Source organism: Ancrocorticia sp. (assembly GCF_052089425.1).
GTDB lineage: Bacteria > Actinomycetota > Actinomycetes > Actinomycetales > Actinomycetaceae > Ancrocorticia.
In genome coordinates, this window is record NZ_JBQCZW010000011.1 from 19892 (window position 1) to 43228 (window position 23337).

The window sequence follows — 23337 nt, forward strand, 5'->3', positions numbered from 1 at the left end:
GAGTTGCCACTGCGGCCAGCTACTCACACGCGTATATGGCGGTGCCGATAGGCTGCCTAGGCAGTGCCGTTGGATGAGGAGATTGGCGCGGGGGTTCGCCGTCGTCGTCAAAAAATTCGGCAGCTTTCCCAACCAACAGCGTCCTACGGACTCGCAGTCACCACTAAAGTGTGGGGACGTTAGCTAATAACTCTTGGGTGTAGGAATCTTGCGGATCATCCAGCACGGTATCAACCGGGCCGTTTTCGACGATCTGGCCGTGGCTGAGGATCGCGACACGCGATGCGATGTGCCGCGCCAACGCGATATTGTGCGTGCCGAAGAGCATCGAGAGCCCCCGCTCCTCCTGAAGCGTGTGCAGAAGGGAGATGATGCTGGCCTGGACGGAAACGTCGAGGGCTGATGTGATCTCGTCACACACCAGAACCGAGGGCATATTGACGAGGGCTCGGGCGATCGCAGCGCGCTGGCGCTCACCTCCCGAAAGATCGCCTGGCCGGCGGCTGTAAAACTCGCGACCTAAGCGGACGGAGTCGAGGGCATCACGGACGCGCTCGCGGCGCTGCTTCGCGTTCAGTTCGCCAGACATTTCCAGTGGCACCGATAGCGACTGTCCGAGGGTACGGCGCGGGTTCAACGAGGAGAACGGCGACTGGAAGATGTACTGAATCTGCTGACGCTGTTCGTTCGTCCGCTTACGGGTGGAGGGGGCGAGCTGCTCGCCGTGGTATTCAACCGAGCCGGTGTAGCTGTCCAAAATCCCGGCGATCGAGCGCGCGAGTGTTGTTTTGCCCGAACCCGATTCGCCCAGAAGAAGCGTGCACTCACCCGTGCGAACCTCGATGTTCACACCGTGGAGCACCGCATTCGAACCATAGGAGACACTGAGATCGCGCACGGACAGAGCGGGACCCGGCAACTCCGGTTCGCTGTGGGTTGGCTGGGGTTCTCGGGATTGTTCGCTACTCTGTGGTTGCTGGGGGCTCTGTGGTTGCTCGGGGCTCTGTGGTTGCTCGGGGCTCTGTGGCTGTTTTGCTTTCTGGGCTTTCTGGGGTTCGTGGGCCCGTACCGTTTCTGGAGCGGCCTCACCCGACGTGCCGATCTGGTTCTTGCCGGCCAAGTCCGGAACAGCGGCAAGAAGCTTGCGTGTATAGGGATGTTCTGGGCGGTGCAGCACTGTGGCCGCGTCACCAACCTCCACGAGTTCGCCTTGGAGCATCACAGCAACCCGATCGGCGATCTCCGAAACCACGGCGAGATCATGGGTGATGTACAGGCCGGCCACCTTGTTCCTCACCGTCATGTCGCGAATGGTTTCGAGTACTTGATCCTGTGTGGTCACGTCCAGCCCCGTCGTCGGCTCATCAAGCACGATGACATCCGGATACATGGCGAAGGCCATCGCGATGCCGATGCGTTGCTGCTGGCCGCCGGAGAGTTGATGGGGCCAGCGGCGTTGGTAGCGTTCATCGTCCGGCAGGCCAACTTCGCGCAGCACCGAGCAAACGCGTTCAGCGCGATCCGAATTGGAGGAACCGTAACCGTGAATGTCCAGCACCTCGCGGATCTGATCGCCAACCCGCATGCCGGGGTTGAGGGAAAGCGCCGGGTCCTGAGGAATGTAACTCACGCGCGTACCACGCAGGCGGCGCTTGGACGTTCGATCCATCGTGAGCATCTCGGCTGGCTCTTCGCTGTGCGAGGCATACAGGGTCACCGTTCCGCTGGTGAGGGTGAGTCCATCGCGGATACGGCCCAGAAGCGCCAAGCCCACCGTTGTTTTGCCTGATCCTGATTCGCCCACAAGCGCGAGAATTTCTCCGGCCATGAGGTCCAGATTCACGTCCGTCACGATGGGCGCGCCGGACGCGGTTGCCCTAATCGTGAGGTTATCGACCTCAAGAATGTGCTTGCCTTCGAGGACGCGTGCGTGCCACGCCGTCCCTTCGTCACGCGTGTTCGCCGCTGTAGGTCTGTTCGCGGATTCGCGTGCTTTGGGGGATGTGGGAGCTTTGGGCATGCGCTGGGGATGCTTATCCGTTGTATTCATCAGTTCTCACCAGAATTCATGCTTGCGGAGGCGCGGGCGATCGAATCTGCAATGAGGTTCGTACCGATCGTCAGCACTGCGATGGCGAGTACCGGGAGCAGGACGCCCGCCGGTTCCACCGCGAGCGCGATACGGTTCTCGTTGATCATGAGGCCCCAATCGGCCGCGGGTGGCTGCATGCCCAGTCCGAGGAACGACAATGAGGCGATGGAGCCGATCGAATAGGTTAGGCGCAGGCCAGCTTCCACAGCGAGGGGCCCCGTAATGTTCGGCATGATCTCGCGGATGAGGATGCGCCCGCGCGGCACGGCATACATCTCAGCAACCCGAATGTAATCCTCGTTGATAACGTCCAACGTGGCCGATCGTGCCACGCGCGCGATTCTGGGCGCATGGGTCACTCCGATCACCGTGACGATCACCCAGCCCTGAGGGCCAAGTACGGTCACAGCGAGCAGCGCCACGATGAGCTGTGGGATCGCGAGAAGCACATCGTTCGAACGCATGATGAATGAATCCAACCATCCGCGAGCGTAGGCAGCGCTCATCCCGATGATGACGCCCAGTACAAGCCCAAGGAGCGTTGCTAGGGCGGCGTACACAATGAGGTTGAGCCCGCCCGCAAGGAACCTCGACCATACGTCGCGCCCGATGTTATCGGTGCCAAAGATCCCGTCTGATTGGAAGGGCCTGCCAGCGAACTCCGTTGCCGTGTAGCCCGAGGCCCACGGCAAGAGCAAAGGGCCAAAGAAGGCCAGCAGCACGATAATCGCGGTGAGTATCACGCCCACCTTGGCCTGGCCTTGGCTCCAGAATCGAGTCAGCACGGTATTGCGACGCTCTTTGCGGGCATCGTTACTAGCCTTGTCGTTGCCTTCGAGTGTTTCTTGGGGGCCGGGGCCTTCACTGTTCTGGTAGCTAGAGACGTCTGTTTGCTGTGAGGTAGCCATTTACTTCTCTCCTCCAGTCCGCAGTTTCGGATTCGACAGGATCCCGACGATATCGGCGAGCAGATTCACCACGATGTACACGGCGGCAATGATCACCGTGATGGCCACAACCACCATGACGTCGCGGTAGTTCACTGCGTCAATAAGAGCTTGGCCGAGGCCCGGGTAGCGGAAGAGAAACTCGACTACCACCACTCCCCCGGCCATCCACGCAAGCTGGATCGCGACAACCTGCGCGACTGGCCCAATTGCCCGCGGCAGGGCGTGCCGCATCACAACGCGGCGCTCGGGAACACCCTTTAAGCGAGCCATCTCCACATACCCGGAATCGAGTACCTCCACCATCGTGGCTCGCATCATTCGCGCAATATACGGGCTAACAACCAGCACGAGCACCGCGACCGGGAGAATGAGTTGCTCTGGGAAATCCCACACCTTCGATCCCGGGGGTTGCATAGTGACCGCCGGGAGCAGCGAAAAGACCGTTGTGGAGAAGATGGCAACAAGGGCGATACCAATAACGAACTCTGGAAGCGCCGCGAGAACCAACGAGACGGCGGTGACCGCCGAATCAGTGGCGCGGCCACGCTTCAGCGCGGACCAGATTCCCACCAGAATACCGAGCGGAATCGCGATAGCCGCCGCTGCGATCATAAGAACCAGTGAGGCACCAACCCTCTGCCCGATCAACTCGGCCACTGGCTGACCGGTAGATGCCGAGACACCTAAATCGCCGTGAAAGATTCCGCCTAGCCACAGGAAATAGCGTGTCCACGCTGGTTCGTCCAAATTCATTTGATCACGGAGGGCGTCAATTCGCTCCGGAGTGGCCTGCTGGCCCAGAATCGCCTGTGCCGGATCTCCTGGGAGTAAGAGAGTGGCGAAGAAGATCAGCATGGACACGACGAACAGGATGATGATGCTAGTTCCCAAGCGCTTGACGATCAGGCGAAGAATCATGATAGCTCCCCGATCCACACGCGCTGGAGCTGGAATCCTGACAGTGGCAATCCCGTTGTGTTCGGCACGAGACCGCCAACGTAGGATTGGTAGGCGTCCAGCTGATTGGCGAAGCCCCAGATGATCAGCGAGCCACGCTCATACATGATGCTCTGTGCCTTGACAATGAGTTCGCCGCGAGCATCGTCATTAGTCTCGCCGCGCGCCTGCTCGATGAGATCGATGAACTCCTCGTCATCCCAATGCGTCTCGTTAAACGGCGAATCGGGCATCGATCCTTGGTTGGCCTGTGGCAGGAAGTTGCGGGTGTACCAGAAGCTCTGCGAGAAGGCATATTCTAGGTACCCTCCCCAATAGGTTGTCAGATCCATCCGATTGATCGTGACCGTAATGCCAGCCTTAGCTGCCTGTTCGGCGTACACCTGAGCCGCCTCAACCACGCCAGCCTGAATAGGGGCAGTCACGAGTTCAACTGCCAGCCCGTCCGGATACCCGGCATCTGACAGGAGTCTCTTGGCCTCATCAATATCTTGGGTGCGCTGCGGAAGATCGGGATAGGCAGGATCGTAGGGAGCGTACATGTCATTGCCGATCTGCCCGTATCCGGAGAGAACTTGATTGATCATCTGCTCGCGATCTACAACCAGCCGGAACGCCCGCCGGACCCGTTCATCGTCAAAGGGTGCCACGTCCGTACGCATCGTAAACGGCAACCACATCCCCGTTTCTGAATCGAGGATATTCATTCTCGTGTCCGAGGCAATGACTTCGGACAGAGCGGCTGGAATCTGGGCAACAACGTCCACCTGCGATGAGAGCAACGCGTTGATGAGCGCATCCGTATCATTGAAGTTCAAGAGTTCGAGGGTGTCCAGATACGGCCCCTCTTCTCCCCAGTAATGCGGATTCGCCTTGAGCACCGTTGACTGCGCGGGCGTGAAGCTATCAAGCATGAAGGGACCCGTGCCAACTGGGTTTTGCGGATCAAAATCCGCTGGCACAATCGTGTTCATGTATTGCCCCAAAGTGTCATCAAGCGCGGAATCGGGGGTGCTCAACCGGAACTCAACGGTGTAATCATCGATTGACACCGCCTTGTCCAGCGCGGAGAGTCCAGCCGCTCCAGCCTTCGGATCGTCGGGATCCACGATCCGCTCGATACTGGCCACCACATCGTCAGCCGTCATCGGGCGTCCATCCCAGAATTTCACATCATCACGCAGCTGCGCAGTCCACACTGTCGCATCGGCATTCGGCGTCACGGACGTAGCAAGCATCGGCTGTAGCTCGTAATCATCGTCGCGATACAAGAGGGTGTTATACATGTTGATGGCCCGGGCAATATCACCCAAGTTCGTTGCGAGAGCACCGTCGAGTGTGTCAGAAGCACCGCCGCCCACGAAGCCAACTCGTAAGGTTCCACCCTTCTGGGGCGGGCCAGTGACCTGCTGAGTGGGACCACCGGATTGCCCTCCAGCACAGGCAGTGAGCATCACGCCTACGCCAAGCAGCGCCGCCCCGCCCAGCACGCTGCGCCGCGTTGGCATCCATCGCTCGTCTGGCGAGCGCCCTTCGCTGTCCATGACGTTTCCTTTAGAGAGGTCCTGTAACTAATACGCACACAATTGCTGCTGAGAAATGAGGAGCCGCGCGCTGAAGAGGTGTTCGCAAAATTCCACGGTGTGAGGCACAGTTCGCAGTGCTTAGCCGCATGTAACGGTCAATCAACGCGCTCGGATAGTGCCACGCTCCGTCAAAAGACCGAGTGTTGTTCAAGCCTTGCGGTGTCGGTCCGGCCAAGGGCTAACCCGCAAGGCACCACGTCAACATTCTGTGTGCCATAGGTCATACTGCGACAATAGACAGCCCTTACCCGAACTTCAAGCATTATCAAAAATTAGAATCCATCGAGTCAGGACGAAGGAGCATCTCGACAGGAATCGGTATAACCGAATTCAAGAGGAAGACTCCACACGACACAGCCGTCATCCGTCCGGACGTCGCATCCACTATCCGGCTGACCATAGCGAGAAACCCATGAACGAGGGAACGGCCCCCGCGTTCCCGAAGGAACCCGAGGGCCGTTCTTTCGCGCCGCACCACATTCCGTCCAATCAGAGGCTCCAAGATCGAGCAAAGAGGGCGCGGGACGACGGAGGCTAGATAGTGCTAGACCGTGCTCGGCGGTGCTAGCTTGTCAGCGCCGATCCTTTGAGCTGCGGATCGATCACGCCGCGTCCCAAGATTTCTCCTGCCTCCAAGCGCCGGTAGGCCTCCGGAGCATCGTCCAATGCATAGGTTTCCGTGTGAATATCAATAACTCCCTTGCGAGCAAGATCAACGACATCGTAAAGATCGGAGCGCGTCCCCCAATACGGCGAAAACACTTGGCACTCATATGGCAGAAGGCCAAATCCAACCTTGGCCACACCGCCGCCGATGCCCACCAAGTTCCAATCTCCGCGCACGCGGGTCATCTGCGCGCCCAGATCCGCCGTTGCCTGAATGCCGACGAAGTCAAACACAACCTCAGCACCCAAGCCTCCGGTCAAATCGCTCACCGCGTCAACTGCATCTTGGTTGGATTTCAAGGCGTAGTCAACGCCCAGCTTCCTAGCTAAATCGAGATTTCTGTCAGAGACGTCAATGGCAACCACCGTGGATGGCGTCAGATGCTTGAGGAGCTGAATTGCCACGTGACCGAGCCCGCCAACCCCAAACACAACGGCCGTGGAATGCGCCTTGAGCTTGGGCAACGAGTGCATCACGGCGTGGTAGGGAGTGAGTCCGGCATCCGTGAGCGGCGCGGCCTTAATGGGGTTCAAATCACCGATCGGAACAAGGTAACGGGCACGATCCACCAACATGTATTCGGCCAGTCCACCAGGCGTTCCCAGTCCTGGAGGATAGATTCCCAACTTCTTCGCGTTGTAACAGTAGTTCTCGTATCCCTGAGCGCATTGGCGGCAACGCCCGCATCCCCATGGGCCGTACACGAGCACATCCTCACCGATGGTCACTAGCTGACGAGACCCTGCGCCGGCATCCACCACGGTTCCCACACATTCGTGGCCGAGCGTGAGTGGAAGTTCTCCCCAAAAATTCTCCTTGGTCCAGTTCATCACGCCAATGTCAGAATGGCATAGGCCAGCGGCCGTCATCTTGAGGAGAATTTGCCCGGGTCCCGGAGTGGGGTCGTCAATCTCAACTACCTCGGGCCTTCCCCCGTATTCGCGCAATTGTATAGCTTTCATGAGAGATCCCCTTCGATCCATGCATTGTATGTTTAAAAACACGTGAAACCAACATATGAGTGGCTTCACCTGTACATTCCATGCTAGACCAAAGACTCAAAGAGCGGGGCTAAATTATGGACGAAAGACCCAGCGGTTTACTCCTTCTAGCTTCCCACTTCACGGTCCGCCATATCATATGACATTGAGAAGGCGGGTGGCATTGAGACGGACGGGCACTGAACAAACTAAACCGGCGAAAGGCGCAGCCTACGGCGGAAACCGTGCCCGGACGCATCGGACCACAGCACGCCCGATTCGATGACGGCCGCAGTGAGCCGCGCGAGCTCGCGATAGAACGGCGTCTCGGCTCCCTCAGCCACCTCGCTGGTCATCGCCGGTATCCACTCAGACAAGTGTTCAGTCCCCATGCGCGCCCGGAGTTCGCGCCACGTGCCGGGGCCGCTGGTGCGAGGTGAGCCGCCGTCGTCGTCCTTATCACGCCCGGAACTCCGCGAACCCGGGGAACCCTGAGAACCCGGGGAACCCCACGTACCCGCATCCAACTCGTGGTGGGCACAAAAGGAAACAAACTCCAACTCTCGCGCAACGTGATCCGGCGGCTCGGATTCGGGCGCCACCACGCCGGCCAGCGCGTAGAGGCTGCCTACCTCCGTGGCAGCCCGCGAAATGAACAGCGGCACGTCCTTACCGGAGGAATCAGCATCCACAAAGTGGGACTCAAAGGGCGAACTGATGGACCGCCGGGGGATATCGAACAGACTCGTGTGTTCAGTCCGGAGGGACTCGAGTACGGGCCCCGCTCCACTATTCCGATACTGCTCATGAATGGCATGAAGCGGCGCCGCGCCCGTCGAATCCAGCCGAATATCGGCGGCGCAGGCACGAATATCGCTCACCCACGTCCCGCCGCTCAAGCCTTCCGCCAGCCGCCGCGTCGGTTCGTCCCACGCCACAGCCAGCAGAGCGGCCAAATCACGGATGGCCTCGAGGCGCCCGGCAGCCTCCTGATCTTCCTTTCGTGAAGCCACCGGCAGCCTACTTCAGGAAGCGGACCGATGGTCCGGTCCCGGCCTCGGCGTGAAGGGTGAAGGATTCCCGTTCCTCCAATACCTGGGAAACCTCAGAATCCGGATCATCCAGATCGCCGAAGAACCGCGCACGGGTCGGACACACCTCCACGCAAGCAGGCACCCGCCCCTCATCCAACCGCTGCGTACAGAACGTGCACTTCGAAACCGTGGCCGGCTGCTGGGGTACAACATTTGCGTGCCCGACGGCAAAGCCCGTCGCCCAATTCAGAGAATCCTCATTGCGGGTTCGCACACCGTCATACGGGCATGCCTCAATACACGCGCCGCAGCCGATGCACTTATCGTAATCAATGAGAACAACGCCATCCTTCTCACGCTTGTAGGTGGCACCGGTGGGACACACCGGCACACACGGCGGGTTCTCGCAATGCTGGCACGCCACCGTCAAGAAGGACATGGACACATCCGGGAACGTTCCAGTGGGCGTGTCCCGATCCGCCCCACCCACAGTCCACACGCGATTCCACCACACGCCATCGGGCAGATTATTCTCCGCCTTACACGCCACGGCACACGTATCGCAGCCGATGCACCGCTTCGTATCAATCAACATTCCTAAGCGCATCGCTCAGACCTCCTTCATTCGGGACGATGTTCGGTCCAACGTTTCGCTCGCTGGCCAGTCCGCCGCTTCGCTCGCTGGCCAGTCCAACGTTTCGTCCGCTGACCAGTCCAACGTTTCGTCCGTTATCGAGTCCACCGTTTCGTCCCACTTACGCATGTCAACCGTGGCATCGAAGAAGCTTTGATTCACACCCATCGGATCAATCTCCGAAGAGTTCACCTCTGAGAAGGACCCCGCCTTGTACTGGCGTGACTGCCAGCCCTTCGGATACATCAACATCCCCGGCCTGATGCCTTCCGTGATCACTGCTTTTGCCACGGCATGGCCGCGATCGTTGAAAACTTCGATGTGATCGCCATCAGCGATCCCTCGGCTGGCGGCATCTTTCGGGCTCATCTTGAGGATCGGCTCCGCATCGAGCTCTTTCAACCACGGCACCCGCGTGAACTGCGAGTGCGCGTGGTAACGAGAACGCTCAGAGATCACCACAAACGGGTACTTCTTCTGAGCCTGCGTTCCTGGCCACGCCTCTGTCGGAGAGTAGAAGCTCGGCAATTGCTCGCGTTTGACTGGAATCTTCTGCCCATAATCGAAGCGCGGGCTCGGCGATTCCTCATAGAACTGCATGCGGCCATTGGGCGTGTTGAACGTCTGGTTGCCACCGTAGGCAATCCACGGCTCGGCAGCGATCCGGATCGCACGCTTCTCCTTGAGATCATCCCACGTGATGCCGCGTTCTCGTAGCTCCGGGGAGTCCATCAGCTCCCGGAAGTACTCATCATCAGGCTGGTTGAAGTATTCTTCCAGCCCCATCTTCTTTGCGAGCATCCGCGCGATTGTCCCGTCCGGCTTGCACTCGAAGAGTGGATCGATCGCGCGCTCCGAATACTGTAGGTACGGATGTGTTGCCGGGATCGGGATAATGTCTTCACTCTCGTAAAAATGGGCGGCAGGCAAAACGAGGTCCGAGAGCAGTGCGGTTTCGTTCATCACTTGATCCGCAGTACAGATGAAGTCCAAGTTATCCACGATCTCGCGCTTGAACTGGTTTTCGTCAACCGACGTCCCCGCGGGGTTTCCGCAATAGATATAAAGGGACTTCAGAGGATATTCCTCGCCCTTGAACTTCCCAGAAGTAAGAACATCCCCAAGAACAATGGACTCCATCGGGGCCATGCGCCGATCCGTCGGCGTGGCGAAACCCTGATTAAGCCCAAGGAACACCTCAAACTGAGAACCCACATCCGCGCCCGGCTGTCCGATGTAGCCTGTCACCGCCGCAAGAGTCAGCACACACCGTGCCGCCATGGTTCCATTGTTGAACGCCTGAGAACCCCATCCAGTCCGAATAGTTGTTGGCCCGGAAACGATACGCGCGGCCAATTCTTCGATGGTCTCCTCGGGGACATCGCTGATCTCGGCACCAACGCTTGGGGGATACTCATCCACACGCTCGCGCAGTAGCTGGAAGGCCGTTGCACATTCCACCGTGGAACCGTCCGCCAGCTCCACTTCCCAGCGTCCCTCCATGAGGGGGTTGGACACGGCATTGACATGCCCCATCGTCCCGTCAGTGGTGCGCACAACGGCGGGAAAGCCTTCCACGTCCGAATCGCCCGGATCGCCCGGATCGCTATCACGCCCGGGAAGATCACTCACCCGCAGAAACTCCTCAGTATCGGAGCGCACCAAGTACGGAGCAACAGTCTTCTCCTGCAAGAACGGACGATTCTCATTGCCGTCACGAAGGATGCAGTGAATGATCGCCAGCATCAGCGCGGGATCGGAACCCGGGCGGCACGGAATGTACTGGTCCGCCTGAGCCGCTGCGTGGGTGAAGGCGGGATCGATCACGATGATCTTCGCACCGGCATCCTGCGCGTCCTGCACGAAATGGTAGTAGTGAATCGCTGCCTCTGACACGTTGAATCCAAGAAGAATCACCGTGTCCGCATTCACCAAATCGGTGGGGCCGTTACCTGTACCGAGCCCGTTGAATCCGATCATGGCGTTCATTGCGTAGTTGGCCGCGGCATCTACGGAATGGTTGATGGATGTGAACCCCAGAATGTTGCCGAGCCGCCCCATGAGCCCGGGGAACGATCCGTTGAGCGGCGTCTGGTTTCCCGAGGCGCCGATCATGCCCACCGCCGTGTCACCGTACTCCGCCTGAGTCTTCTTCCAGTTATCCGTGATCATATCTAGGGCTTCGTCCCAGCTGATGCGCTGGAACTTGCCTTCGCCACGTTTGCCCACACGCTTCATGGGGTATTTGACCCGGTTGGGATCGTACACACGCTGCAGGTTCGTGATTCCGCGCAGGCAGATCCGATTGAAACTCTTGTCCGGCATCGGCGCCGGGAGGGATTGGACGATGCGCCCGTCGCGGACCGTCACGTGGTGGGGGCAGGCTCCGAAGCAGCCCGGCCTGCACACTGAACGGAATACTTCCTCGCCCGGATGCAAGACTGTTTTCGCCACGAAGTTGTTGGGCCGGGTGGCTTCGCTCAAGAATGATCTTTTCGTGGTAGTCATAGTTCCACGTCTTTCCGATAGCTTCCGTTTGGATTGTTTGGGACGACGACGAAGGCCGCAACGCTCATCTGGCAGGTCATGATTGGCGCCCTTCTCCGGCAGGTCTGCGCCGTGGCGGATCGATGATGGGGGCATGCATCCCCGCTTGGAGCACGGCGCGGCGAACGTGTTCTACACCAGTTGCCGAGGCGGCCGCGGCCACCGCCTGGATGATTGGCGATGCGGAGCCAACCACCGTCAGGACGGCTGGGATTGCTGTCCCCACCGCCCCTCCTGTGACGAGGAATCGGTCCTTCTGAACACCTTCGATAAGGTCACGAGCCGAGAGCCTGGCGGACGTACCGCCCTGCGCGAGTTGCTTAATGTACACATCCGTCAGCACCGCGCTGACCACGCCGAACGCCGTGGAAGCCACGGCCAGTGGACGAGATGGCCGTGATGACAGAGCGCCCGTGAGAGCCGTTCCGGCCTGCATGGCGCCAGCGGCAAACATCCACGGGATCACCGCGGGCCGCCACGAAGCAACCGCCTTGGAATCATTAAGGAAATACCCGTCATACACCGCCAGCACACACGCACCCGCATTAGCCACGGCCGCCGCCCCGATCCGAGCAGGCTTGGGAACGAAGGGCACAAGCGAGACAGCGCCGGCACCCGCGAAGGCTGCGAACGCCCATGAACCGCGAGCAATCCACGACGTTTTCGGCTTGGAGAACACCAGAGGGAAACGCTCGGGACGGCCAAGATCCGCCAACAACAAAATACCTTTACCGCCAGCGGCCAGCGCCCAGCCAGCCGCCATGCCAACAGGATTTCGGGCGATTGAGGAGGCAAGATACGTTGTTGCGCCAACACCGCCCAAGCCCATTTCCCACCACATCTGCGCGACGGCCCACCGCTTATCGCGGCGATATGGCAACTCATGGCGTCCCGATTCCAGCCACGAGATCTCCTCCGTATCGGCGAAGCGGGACGCTCGCTCTGGCCGGTTCACTGTCGAGGGGGTACTGGTTGAGAGTCCGTCGTCGTCGGACAACACTCTAGGCGTCCACCCAACAACGTCACGAACCACGGCCTCTGCCGCGGAATCAACCCACCGCGAAGCCGCCTCAACCACGGACTCGACAACAGTCTTGAACTGGTGAATCGGCGCGGGCAACGATGCTTTACTCATCGCACCCACCCCGCTGAATCAAAGCCGCACCGGCCATCGCAACACCGCGAATAGTCAGCGCCAAAACCGCGATCACGCCACCGATAATCGCAAGTCGAGCGCCGGATACTGCACGCTCGTAGATCTCCGGTTCAACCTCACGGCCCCTGCCACGTTGATATGTCATTTTCATGCCCCGTTTCGAAAATCAACATCTGTTGCAACGAGGGCTCCATTTTCGGTAATGGAGCACCTGTTCCAAAACTTAGCCTATTGGTCACGTGTCGCCGAAAGTGGGACTTTGGTCGATCATGTGATGGCCTCTTCTTCGGCAGGGAGCAGCTCATGCCCGATGTGTTCGGCTCAGATATGCTGGAACGCGTGACGAATTCCAGCCTTTCAGGCCCCAGAGCCACAGTCCGATCCCGGCGAAGCACCGATGCCATGGCGGCGGCGATGCTTGAGCTAGCGGCAACGCGGCCTGCTGAAGCCATTCCGGTTGGCGAAATCAGCGATATGGCCGGGGTCTCTCGGCAAACCTTCTACCGGCGCTGGGGCTCCCCTGTCCAGTGCTTGAGCGAAGTTCTCGGGCAGCAACATCTTGACTTGGGAAGAATCTTGTCCGAGGCATTGGCAGACCCCACGCTGGAATTCGCGACTGTCTGGCGCGAGGCCTATCTCCGGACCTTGAGGCATGTGGATCAATACATCGAGGTCTACAAGACAATGATCGTCTCTCATTCGTCAGTATTCCTCGCACTCACCGACATCTTGATTCGAGCAGCCGGTGACGTTATCGAGGACACGATCGGCACGTTTGTAGAAAACGAAGTGGGCGCCATCTGGTCATCGGTAGCCGCTCAACAGCAGGCCGGTAACGTTACCGCGCTCATCCGCCTCTGGGCACTTCCCGAAGAGAGACCAGATCCCGAACAACTTGTTGATACTCTCATGATCGTTGCCCCGCCGTGGCAGCTCGCGCGACGGACGCCAGAAGGCTGGCTGAACATTGAGCAGCTGGTGAGCCGCCGCCACGATCGGCTTGACGGGTGAGGCCTCCTAGTCTCTGTCTTGTCTGAGAACTATAGTCTGGGCAGAACAGCTTCAACTGCGAGCCCCTATGGACACAACGGTTGACCAGAGAACTGCTCGGCGAGCATTTCCACGAGGAAGGCAATGGGTATGGGCGCGAGTCAGACTCATAAAGGGAACAAAATCGGAACCGAGGCGGGAGCCAGCACCTCGCCAACGCGCTCACCTCGGGTCATCGGTGCTCTCTGGAAGCTCTTGGCCACGAGGCAGAAGGTCATTCTTATATTGGTGAGCATAGGCAACACTGGTGCCGCCGTGTCAGTTGTGTTGCCCTCGGTGATCATCGGAGACATCGTTTCGAAGCTGACCATCGATCCGGCCGCATCTATTGTTGGAGACATTGCACTGCTCTGTAGCCTCTTGGCACTGTTTGTCATTCTCAAAGTGGCCGTCCACATCAGCCTCCACAGTGTGCTCCCAAGGATTGAAGCGGACCTACGTGAAGCCCAACTTGAAAGGGCCCTCAAAACGCCTGTTGAGACTGGAGGCGGCGACTCACAATACGCAGCTGAACTCAACTCTCTCATGGGAAAGGGAGCGAAGGCGGGCGGCGACAGCGTGAAGATTGCGTTCAATGACCTCATGCCAGCGGTTATGCAGGCAGTTGTCGCAGCGATCACGGCATTCAGTTCAAGGTGGGAAATCGGGCTGATCCTTCTGCTATCGGGAATCGTCTCAATGTCACTTACCCAGTTTCAACTGAGCAATCAGGGAGGAGTCCGCCTCAGGATCAACAAGGCGAAGTCCCGCCTAGACGGCGTCATGATCGAGCTGTTGCGAGGCAAGCCCGTGATTCGGACTCTGAACGCGGCGGATGCTGAATCGCACCGGGTTGGCAGGCGAGCACTGGAGCTGTCATCAGTGGAGGTGCGCCATCACAAGGTCATGGGCCTCTTTGACGCTGCGAAAACATCGTCAGAGTCTATCTTTAGCGTAGTCGTCTTGATCGTCGCGGCAGGATTCGTTGCGTCCGGAGCAAACCCTGGCTCAGTTCTTACGCTCTATTTGCTCTTTACGCAGTTCGCGACACCCTTGCAGGACATCCATAGGATTCGCGACGAGCTCAACGAATCCAACCTTCAGCTCTACGAGGTTTTCCGCATTCTGAGGCAACCACTCGATCAACTCTTCACCCGATCAGCAAGCAGGGATAAGGTAACGGGAGCGGATGTCGATTTCGATGGTGTCAGTGTGACCTATGGTGACGGAACCCGCGCCGTTCGGAACGTTTCCCTGCGAGTGCCAGAGGGTAGCTTTCTTGGAATCTGCGGCCCGGCGGGCTGCGGTAAATCCACACTCATCAAGGCCCTCGTAGGGATCCTCCCGGTCTCAGGCGGAAAGATTACCGTCGGGGGTGTCGCCATCTCCGATATGAATGCGGATCAACTCGCAAGCACTATTGCCTACGTTTCACAGGACCCATACACCGTGTCAGGTACAGTGCGAGCCAACTTGAGGTTGGGACAATCCGCTGACATCACGGACGAGCGCCTGACCGGCATGTTAGAAACTGTGGGACTCTTTGATGAGCTGAAGGACGGCCTCGAAACCACCGTTGGCGAGGACGGCGATGGACTGTCTGGCGGACAAAAGCAGCGCCTAGTGCTGGCACGCATCCTTCTTCGGCCGGCCGAAGTGATCGTGCTTGATGAGGCGACCTCCGCGCTGGACAATCTGAACGAGGAGCATTTCATGAAAGCACTTCTGTCCTCGGGCCGGACAGTCATTTCTATTGCTCACAGGCTGTCCACACTCCGAAAGGCCGATGAGATCGTCGTGATGAAGGACGGCCACATTGATCAGGAAGGCACCTTCAGTTCGCTTGATGAACGTGCTGGCCTATTTCACGAGCTGCTCCACGCAGGAGAACTTACGTAGACAGCTCCAAAGCTAAGGGGCAAGCCCCTACCCGTGAAGTCGGGCTATTCCTGCGAGAAGTTGCTGAACGCTAGACTGAGGAAGAGAGGAGAGAAATCATGACTTCACCGCTGTCATTCGCGGACAGGAAGGTCTATGCCCTGCCTAAGTCTCTGGATGATCTGAATGGACCCGGACTCGGGAGCACTTTACATCTGGACCATTCGATCATTTGGGCACCCGGAGCACAAACTATTGTGCTCAAGGATCTAAACGCTGTACGTTTCGCCTACCCAGCGCTACTTAATGAAGCGCAGCTTCCTGAGCTTGAGAAGTTCGTCAACAAGGATCTTCTTGTTGCCACCTGGGAAGACCTCTTACTTCCTATCCGAGTGGCATACATGTGGCAAGAGCGCTTTCCAGAGCTTCCGAAACATCCTCTCCCACAAGGCTATCCCAACCATGGATAGCGTTGCCCTGCAACGACATGTTGCGCGCGTAGCACTGCAAGTCCTTAAATCCGATGGCTTTGTTCTCGCAGGGTCGGGTGCCATTCGCGAACATGGACTCATTAACCGCCCTACTGAGGACATTGATCTTTTCACGTCGCGCCAGCATTCGGGGGAGTTTCAGAGTGCGTTGAAGCGGCTTGTATCCAAATTGGTCGAGCAGGGTGTGGATGTCAGTATTAGCCGCCAGTCTGATGAGTACGCACGCCTTACTCTGCGATCTCCCAACCAAGAGGATCTTTCAATCGATTTGGGAGTTGACTGGCGCGGCAGCGAACCAGCAGAGCTTGATATCGGCCCTGTCCTATCTCTGCTCGATTCGGTGGGAAGCAAAGTTGCTGCCCTGTATTCTCGCAACGAAGCACGCGACTTCCTTGACGTTGACACGATCCGCGAGACTGGTGCGTTTTCCGATACCGAACTCATTGACATGGCCAAGCGGTTCGAGCCCAACTTCGATCTTGAGTATTTCACGCACGTCCTCCAACGAAGCGCGAATATCATACCCGAGCAAGTACAGCCCTACGGTATTACACCGACTCAACTTGTCGCCATCCAAGACCGGTTAATGATGTGGGCACGGTCTGTTTCAGATGACAAACCACAGTCCAGAGAATAGTTGGCTTACCGTCTTATAAGCGAGGAAGTTGCCAACAGAAATGCCCACTGACGGACAGGGAAACTGGATTCCGGTTTCTCGGGGTTAATGGCCTATTGCCCCTTATTACTCCCTTTTCGTTTGTTTTCGGGCAGCCGAAAGCCCCGATTCCATCCGGAACCGGGGCCAATGGAGCCACCTAAGAGAATCGAACTCTTGACCTTCTCATTACGAGTGAGACGCTCTGCCGACTGAGCTAAGGTGGCACGCCGCTTTTGCAGCGCTCGCAATATTACCCAAGGGAATAACGCGCTGCAAATTAGGCGCTACTTCTCACATGTGAGGCCGTCTTGTGGGACGGTTCCAGCCAGAAGGTAGGCGTTCAAGGGATCGTTGATGCATGAATCAGCGCGGCTGTAGGCCGTGTGGCCATCACCTTCCCACGTCACAAGAACAGAGTTGTCGAAATCTTCGTTCATCGCCTCGGACCAATGGTAAGGGGTTGCCGGATCGTATCTAGTTCCCACAACAACGATCATGTCTGATCCCTGTGCGGTCAATGCGTCCGGCTGCTCGGCCGGTTGGTAGGCCCAGTTGGCGCACATGCTTTCGCCTTCGGTCATGTAGCTACCGAATACGGGGGCTTCATCCTTGATCTTCTCGGAGAGTTCCTCCCCATCCTTGCCTGATCCAGGCCCGTAATCCGCACAGTTGATAGCCCAGTTGGCCTCTGTCCCGTTCGTTTCAAACGTGCCATCATCGTTGCGTTCGTTGCTCAGATCGTTGAACATCTGGAAGAGATCGCCTGTTCCGTCATTGATCACTTCGTCGAAGGCCTGACTGAGCTGGGGCCAGAGCGCATCTTCGTACATCGGCATGATCATCCCGCCAAAAAGCTGGGACTGGGTGAGCGGACGGTCGGGATCGCTGGTTGGAATAGGCTCTTTCAGAGAGGCCTCGAAAATATCATGAACCTGTTCGAGGCCCTCGTCAACTGTTCCATCGAACGGGCACGTTGTCCCGCCAGCTAGGCAATCCTCCATGTAGCGTTCGTAGGCCACTTCGAACCCGAGCGTCTGGTCATAACTCATCTGCTCTAGGCCCAGAGTTGGATCAACCGCCCCATCGAGGATTAGCCGGCCAACGTTTTCTGGGAACAGATCTGCGTATTCTCCGCCGAGGAACGTGCCGTAGGAGAATCCCTTGTAGTAAAGCTTGGGATCGCCAACGAGGTGACGCATCACGTCAATGTCCTGAGCCGCATAAGGCGTGCCAACATACGCCAGCAGACCACCGGAGTTCTCGTCACACCCATCGGTGATGGTTTTCAGATCCTTTTCGTATTTCTCTTCCCACCCGTCCTCAGATTCGTCGTATGCCGCATCCAGAAGCTTGTCCAGCGTGGCATCATCAACGCAATCGATCGGCGTTGAATCCCCGACTCCGCGCGGATCAAAGCCAACGATGTCAAAGTTAGCTCGAATATTCTCGTCGAAATAGTACTCGGCACTCTCCGCCACGCCCTTGCCGGAGCCGCCGGGACCACCCGGATTGACGAACAGGCTGCCAATCGGCGATTCGTCAGCCGGCCGCTTGAGCATCGCAACAGTGATTGTCTCGCCGCCAGGATCGTCGTAATCGAGCGGCACCGTAATATCTGCGCACTCGAAAGAGTCACATTCTTCCCACGTCAGATCCTGACCATAGAACTCCTCCAGACCAGACGGAATCTCCGGCATTGGAGCATCGATCGGGACTACGTCGCCAGAAGGCTCCCCCGATGGGGCGGGCGCAGTGGGCTCAGGTCCTGAAGTTTGTTGGGGCTCGGTGGGCAAGAGTGCGGAGGATTCAACTGCACATGCACTCAAGACCAGCGCGGAGGCAGAGAGGGTCGCAAACATCAACTGTCGTGGCTTCACCCCTACACCGTATAGGCAGGAGCCCGCACTGCGCACTTTCTCTCACAAACCTGTGGATAAGAAATGCGCCGGGAAAACTGTGGACACGGCGAGCTACGACTGCCCGCGTCCTGAGCTTCTACGCTTGCGGGCGGAAGGCCAACATCATGGCTTCCACTGCCAGCAGAGGATCCACGTTGCCAGCGATCCGAGTACGCGCTTGAGAGATTGCATCCATACGCTCCACGGATTGCTCGGGCGTTGACGCACCGGCAAGTCCCTCAATCTCCCGCGCGAAATCTCCGTTCACTAGCGCAACATCCGCGCCTAACTGAACGGTCAGGACATCGCGGAACAGGGAGAGCATATCGATCATTGCGCGGTCCAACTCGTCGCGTTTGGCTCGCGTGGCACGCCTCTTGTGTTCTTCTTCCACCTCGCGGATTTGGGCGCGCACGGCAGGAGGAACCCGGGTACCTTCTTCGATGCCCAAAGATCTCTTGAGCTCAGCAATATCCTCGTCCTTGGACGTACCGCTCTTAGATTGGGCAACAGCAACCGCAACGTTCATGATCCGCTGAGCACCAATCACGGCATCGCCAGCTCCGCGCACAGATAGTGCCGCCTTCAACGTGTCTTTCCGCTGCCTGCCGGCTTCCGGGTCAAGCGCCAAGGCGCGCGCCCTGCCGATATGAGATTGCGCCGCGCGCGCCGCAACCTGAGCCATCTCCGGATCCACGTGATCGCGCCGCACCAGCAACTCCGCAACATCGTCGGGTGCGGGCACCACAAGATTAATATTGCGGCAACGCGAACGGATCGTTTGCATGACGTCCTCTGGCGAAGGCGTGCACAGAATCCAAATTGTTGTTGGAGGCGGCTCTTCGATGGCTTTGAGCAGCACGTTTGTGGTGCGTTCGGCCATGCGGTCAGCATCCTCCACAATGATGACCCGCCACCGCCCAACGCCCGGCGCAACATAGGAACCACCAACGAGTCCCCTCGTCTGATCCACGGTGATGGTGACTCCCTGTGTGGACACGATGTCAACGTCAGGATGGTTTCCCGCGAGGACGCTTCGGCATCCGGAGCACTCGCCGCATCCGGGAGTCGGTCCCGTGCATTCCAACGCAGCCGCGAGCGCACGCGCGGCATTCGAGCGCCCTGAGCCTGGAGGCCCCGTAAAGAGCCACGCCTGACTCATGGACGAATTGCTGTCCGATCCTCGGGAAGCCACAGCTGCCCGTTCCAGCTGTTCACGCACCACGTCTTGCCCGGCAAGATCATCGAATACGCTCACGCGCTCGCCTCACCACGAGGCCCGGCCCCACGGGACACATCGTCCCCGGCGCTGCTATCAACCGCCCCAGAAAGATCAGCAGCGATCGGGCCGTCCCCACCAAACAAATCGGCAACAGCTCCCCAAACCGACGCCGTAACCGATGCCATGTCACCGCTAGCGTCCACCACGCGCCACCGCGCCGGTTCCGCCTCAGCCAGAGCAAGAAACTCGCGGCGCACAGCCTCGTGGAACTCACGGCCGGCAGCCTCGATACGATCCAGCGTGCCACCAACCCGAGCGCTTCCCACATCCACGGGCACATCCAGCAAGATGGTGCGATCGGGCATCAACCCGCCGGTGGCCCACAGGCTGAGCTGGCGAACTTCATCCGGCCCAAGATCGCGCGCGACCCCCTGATAGGCCACCGACGAATCAAGGTACCGATCACCGATCACCACAGCACCGCGATCGAGCGCAGGCCGCACGAGCGTCGCAATATGATGGGCGCGATCAGCCGCGTACAACAGCGCCTCCGCCTTGGCGGACACGTCACCGCCGTGCAGAATAAGCTCGCGGATCGAACGCCCGAGGTCTGTCCCGCCGGGTTCACGCGTGGTCACTACCTCGTAGCCAGAACGGCGCAGATGCTCGGCCAGCCGCTGAAGATGGGTGCTCTTCCCGGCGCCGTCCCCACCCTCGAACGTGATGAACATTTACTCGCTCGCCTTCGTACCTTTGGTGCCGGTCTTTTTGGCAGGAGTTTTCTTCGCCGGGGTTTTCTTTGCAGGAGCCTTCTTCGCGGGAGACTTCTTTTTTGACGACGACGATTTCGCCGCCGCCTTACGCCTCGGCTTCTTGGCAGGCGCCGCGGCCCTACGATCGGCCAACAGTTCGTACGCTCGATCGTTGGAGATCATGTTCGGATCGTCATCGCGCTTCAGCGAGGCGTTGACGGTGCCGTCCGTGACATATGGGCCGAATCGTCCATCCTTGAGAACCACGGGCTTCTCGCTGACCGGGTCCACGCCGAGTTCCTTGAGCGGGGCCTTCTGAGTTGCTCCGCGCCGTTGCTTCGGCTGGGCGAAGAGCTCCTTGGCCTCGTCAAGCGTAATGGAGAAAATCTGCTCCTCGTTCGTGAGCGAACGGGAATCAGATCCCTTCTTGAGATACGGGCCGTACCGCCCGTTCGTGGCGAGCACATCCTCATCATCAAGCTGGCCAACGGTGCGCGGAAGCGAGAGCAGAGCGAGTGCTTGCTCCAACGTCACGGTTTCTGTGTCCATCGTGGAGAAAAGGGAGGCAGTCCGGGGCTTCGGCTTGCGTTTGGAGGGCCGGCCAGTGGGCGTCAGTGCTACCTCACCATCGGGAATCTCCTCGGTGATGTAGGGACCAAAACGGCCCACCTTGGCCAAAATAGTATGGTTCGTTTCTGGATCGATGCCCAGTTCACGGCCCTGTGATGATCCCTTCTCAAGGATCTCCTGTGCTTTGGCCACCGTCAGCTCATCAGGGGCAACCCCCTCAGGCACAGAAGCGCGGCGCAGTTCTTCGCCGTTGGGTCCAGTCTCCTGAAGGTAGGGTCCATACCGGCCAACGCGCAGCGTGATTCCCTCGCCCAGATCGATCGAGTTGACCGCGCGAGCATCGATATCGCCGAGGCTCTCCACCTGACCTTCGAGTCCCGGGGTGGCGTTGTTTCCGCGCCAGAACCGCTCAAGGTAGGCCGGGCCAGACTCATCACCTGATGCAATGGAATCCAGCTCGTTTTCCATCTTTGCGGTGAAATCATAATCCACAAGGTGCGGAAGGTTTTCTTCCAACAATCGGGTGACAGAGAACGCCACCCACGTGGGAACAAGCGCTTGGGAGCGGTGCTCCACATAGCCGCGGTCCGCAATAGTGGAAATGGTGGCCGCATAGGTGGATGGGCGCCCAATTCCCAGCTCTTCCATGGTCTTGACCAAAGAAGCCTCGGTGTAACGCGGAGGCGGCAGAGTTTCGTGGCCTTCGGCGGTTGCTTCGGAGACGTCCAGATTCTCGCCCTCCGCCAAGTCTGGAAGCCTCTTCTGGCTATCCTTGTCCGACCCGCCGTAGCGCTTGGCATCCTGTGATTCCTCGTAGGCTGCGAGGAATCCGGGGAAGGTAATCACGGTGCCCGAGGCGGAGAACTCCGCCGTATCAGCAGAAGCTGCACCCTTGACGGCAACCGCCATCTTGGCAGTGGCCGTTTTCCCCACAGCATCGGCCATCTGGCAAGCGATGGTGCGCTTCCAGATCAATTCGTAGAGCTTGAACTGCGCACCGTTCAGATCACCCCTGACCTGACTCGGCGTGCGGAAATGATCTCCCGCTGGGCGGATGGCCTCGTGTGCCTCCTGAGCTCCCTTGGACTTCGTTGCGTAGTAGCGGGGCTTCTCCGTCAGGGAAGAAGTCCCGTAAAGTTCCTTGATTTGTGCACGTGCAGCAGCAACAGCCTGCTGGGACAGGTTGACCGAATCGGTACGCATGTAGGTGATATAGCCGTTTTCATACAGCCCCTGCGCGGTACGCATCGTGTCCCTAGCACTCATGCGCAGCTTGCGGGAGGCTTCCTGCTGCAACGTGGACGTGGTAAACGGCGGGGCCGGGCGGCGCTTGTATGGCTTGGTCTCAACGGAGGTGACCGTTGCCTTGTTCTGGGCCACCGCCAGCTCGAGTCCGTGCGCATCGGCCTCGTTCAGCCTGCGAACTCCGTCCTTGAGGGCCTTAGGCTTGAGTTCGCCGTGATCGTTGTAATCGCGGCCAGTGGCGATGCGCGAGCCATCAAGGCTGATGAGCTTGGCGGAAAACTCTTCGTTTTCCTTGTTCATCAGTGCGGTCACGTCCCAGTAGGAGGCCGCAACGAACGCCATGCGCTCGCGTTCGCGATCAACCACAAGACGGGTGGCTACCGATTGCACGCGGCCCGCGGACAGTCCTGGAGCAATCTTGCGCCAGAGCAGGGGAGAAACTTCGTAGCCAACCAAGCGATCGAGGATGCGGCGCGATTCCTGAGCGTCTACCAGCTGGTTGTCCAGTTCCCGAGGAGTGTTGAGCGCCCGCGAGATGGCCTCTGGTGTGATCTCGTGGAACACCATCCGCTTGACCGGAATCTTTGGCTTGAGGACTTCGTAGAGGTGCCACGCGATGGCTTCGCCCTCGCGATCCTCATCAGTTGCCAGCAGGAGTTCGTCCGCCTGCTTGAGCTTCTTCCGCAGTTCGGCAACCTTCTTCTTCTTGTCCGGTGCCACCACGTAATAGGGCTCGAAGCCGTTATCCACATCCACGGCGAAGCGGCCATAGGGTCCCTTCTTCATGTCAGCGGGCAGCTCTGACGGCTGCGGCAGATCGCGAATGTGGCCTACCGATGCCTCAACATCGTAATCGTTGCCTAGGTATCCGCTGATCGTCCGCCCTTTGGCCGGCGACTCGACAATGACGAGTTTGGTCACGTTACTTCCTTCTGGCACGCAGTGCGTTTAGCTGCGGTTGCGTTCACAGTTTCGTTTGAGTTCTGCACAA

18 protein-coding genes and 1 tRNA gene are annotated in these 23337 nt (G+C 58.8%); 4 read left to right on the plus strand and 15 right to left on the minus strand.

What is annotated here, in order from left to right; translation table 11 throughout:
* Positions 1-163: 163 nt before the first annotated feature.
* The 10 genes from ACTHV6_RS05360 to ACTHV6_RS05405 form a co-directional block, all read right to left on the minus strand.
* Entirely contained in the window at positions 164-2050 is a 1887-nt protein-coding gene (locus ACTHV6_RS05360) for an ABC transporter ATP-binding protein (protein WP_441386252.1), read from the minus strand.
* Complete coding sequence (locus tag ACTHV6_RS05365) at positions 2050-3000, minus strand: ABC transporter permease (RefSeq protein WP_441386253.1); 951 nt, start codon at positions 2998-3000, stop codon at positions 2050-2052. Before ACTHV6_RS05365 ends, ACTHV6_RS05360 begins: the two co-directional genes overlap by 1 nt.
* Positions 3001-3960: an ABC transporter permease gene (locus ACTHV6_RS05370; RefSeq protein ID WP_441386254.1), complete on the minus strand. Its 960-nt coding sequence runs from the start codon at positions 3958-3960 to the stop codon at positions 3001-3003.
* Positions 3957-5543 carry an ABC transporter substrate-binding protein gene (locus ACTHV6_RS05375; RefSeq protein WP_441386255.1) on the minus strand — a complete coding sequence of 529 codons (1587 nt, stop codon included), beginning with the start codon at positions 5541-5543 and terminating at the stop codon, positions 3957-3959. The genes ACTHV6_RS05370 and ACTHV6_RS05375 overlap by 4 nt, the downstream gene beginning before the upstream one ends.
* Positions 5544-6149: 606 nt before the next feature.
* Positions 6150-7214, minus strand: a complete 1065-nt coding sequence (locus ACTHV6_RS05380) for an NAD(P)-dependent alcohol dehydrogenase (RefSeq protein WP_441386256.1) — start codon at positions 7212-7214, stop codon at positions 6150-6152.
* Between the two features lie 227 nt (positions 7215-7441).
* The gene (locus ACTHV6_RS05385; RefSeq protein WP_441386257.1) at positions 7442-8245 is read right to left on the minus strand and encodes a TorD/DmsD family molecular chaperone; all 804 of its coding nucleotides are present in this window, start codon (positions 8243-8245) and stop codon (positions 7442-7444) included.
* Between the two features lie 7 nt (positions 8246-8252).
* Positions 8253-8873 (minus strand): 4Fe-4S dicluster domain-containing protein, encoded by a 621-nt coding sequence (locus ACTHV6_RS05390; protein ID WP_441386258.1) that lies wholly within the window; start codon positions 8871-8873, stop codon positions 8253-8255.
* A gap of 3 nt (positions 8874-8876) precedes the next feature.
* The gene (locus ACTHV6_RS05395) at positions 8877-11408 is read right to left on the minus strand and encodes a molybdopterin-containing oxidoreductase family protein (protein ID WP_441386259.1); all 2532 of its coding nucleotides are present in this window, start codon (positions 11406-11408) and stop codon (positions 8877-8879) included.
* Between the two features lie 76 nt (positions 11409-11484).
* A complete protein-coding gene (locus ACTHV6_RS05400) occupies positions 11485-12582 on the minus strand; it encodes a hypothetical protein (protein WP_441386260.1) in 1098 nt (365 codons plus the stop codon).
* Positions 12575-12754 (minus strand): hypothetical protein, encoded by a 180-nt coding sequence (locus tag ACTHV6_RS05405; RefSeq protein WP_441386261.1) that lies wholly within the window; start codon positions 12752-12754, stop codon positions 12575-12577. Before ACTHV6_RS05405 ends, ACTHV6_RS05400 begins: the two co-directional genes overlap by 8 nt.
* A 152-nt stretch (positions 12755-12906) precedes the next feature.
* Here ACTHV6_RS05405 and ACTHV6_RS05410 point away from each other — a divergent pair, with 152 nt between their 5' ends.
* The 4 genes from ACTHV6_RS05410 (at position 12907) to ACTHV6_RS05425 (ending at position 16638) form a co-directional block, all read left to right on the plus strand.
* Positions 12907-13614 carry a hypothetical protein gene (locus ACTHV6_RS05410; protein WP_441386262.1) on the plus strand — a complete coding sequence of 236 codons (708 nt, stop codon included), beginning with the start codon at positions 12907-12909 and terminating at the stop codon, positions 13612-13614.
* A gap of 267 nt (positions 13615-13881) precedes the next feature.
* Positions 13882-15531, plus strand: a complete 1650-nt coding sequence (locus ACTHV6_RS05415) for an ABC transporter ATP-binding protein (RefSeq protein ID WP_441386263.1) — start codon at positions 13882-13884, stop codon at positions 15529-15531.
* Positions 15532-15629: 98 nt separating this feature from the next.
* Positions 15630-15980, plus strand: a complete 351-nt coding sequence (locus ACTHV6_RS05420) for a hypothetical protein (RefSeq protein WP_441386264.1) — start codon at positions 15630-15632, stop codon at positions 15978-15980.
* On the plus strand, positions 15973-16638 hold the full coding sequence (locus tag ACTHV6_RS05425) for a nucleotidyl transferase AbiEii/AbiGii toxin family protein (RefSeq protein ID WP_441386265.1): 666 nt from the start codon (positions 15973-15975) through the stop codon (positions 16636-16638). Before ACTHV6_RS05420 ends, ACTHV6_RS05425 begins: the two co-directional genes overlap by 8 nt.
* A 169-nt stretch (positions 16639-16807) precedes the next feature.
* Here the strand turns inward: ACTHV6_RS05425 and ACTHV6_RS05430 are convergent.
* The 5 genes from ACTHV6_RS05430 to topA form a co-directional block, all read right to left on the minus strand.
* A tRNA-Thr gene (locus tag ACTHV6_RS05430) sits at positions 16808-16883 on the minus strand.
* 60 nt (positions 16884-16943) lie between these two features.
* Positions 16944-18536 (minus strand): alpha/beta hydrolase, encoded by a 1593-nt coding sequence (locus ACTHV6_RS05435; protein ID WP_441386266.1) that lies wholly within the window; start codon positions 18534-18536, stop codon positions 16944-16946.
* Positions 18537-18654: 118 nt separating this feature from the next.
* Positions 18655-19815 carry a DNA polymerase III subunit delta' gene (locus ACTHV6_RS05440; RefSeq protein WP_441386267.1) on the minus strand — a complete coding sequence of 387 codons (1161 nt, stop codon included), beginning with the start codon at positions 19813-19815 and terminating at the stop codon, positions 18655-18657.
* A complete protein-coding gene (tmk, locus tag ACTHV6_RS05445; RefSeq protein ID WP_441386268.1) occupies positions 19812-20510 on the minus strand; it encodes a dTMP kinase in 699 nt (232 codons plus the stop codon). Before tmk ends, ACTHV6_RS05440 begins: the two co-directional genes overlap by 4 nt.
* Positions 20511-23267, minus strand: a complete 2757-nt coding sequence (gene topA, locus ACTHV6_RS05450; protein ID WP_441386269.1) for a type I DNA topoisomerase — start codon at positions 23265-23267, stop codon at positions 20511-20513.
* Between the last annotated feature and the right edge of the window lie 70 nt (positions 23268-23337).